Origin of the sequence: Cereibacter changlensis JA139 (assembly GCF_003034985.1) — a bacterium.
Lineage (GTDB): Bacteria > Pseudomonadota > Alphaproteobacteria > Rhodobacterales > Rhodobacteraceae > Cereibacter > Cereibacter changlensis.
This window is the reverse complement of record NZ_PZKG01000465.1, coordinates 1-271: the sequence shown is the minus strand read 5'-3', so window position 1 is coordinate 271 and position 271 is coordinate 1. Positions and strand designations below refer to the sequence as shown.

The following is a 271-nucleotide window of genomic DNA, read 5'->3' as shown; positions in this document are numbered from 1 at the left end:
AAGGACGGCGCCTGGACCGAAGGGCAGACGCTTGGCCGCTACGTCGACGGCGAGCGCCAGCACCGCCCCGGCATCGACCTGACGTTCTCGGCCAGCAAGTCCGTCTCGATCATGGCGCTGGTGGTCGGCGACAAGCGGGTGACGGAGGCGCACGACGCGGCGGTCAAGTCGGCCATGGCCTATGTGGAGGAGCGGTTCGTCACCACCCGGCGCGAGGTCGATGGCGAGATGCAGCAGGTTCCTGGCAAGATGATCGCCGGCCTCTTCCGGC

1 protein-coding gene is annotated in these 271 nt (G+C 68.6%); it reads left to right on the top strand.

What is annotated here, in order from left to right; genetic code table 11:
• Positions 1–271: relaxase domain-containing protein (locus tag C5F48_RS24680; protein WP_181247804.1), on the top strand; the 271-nt coding region annotated here is incomplete at both ends.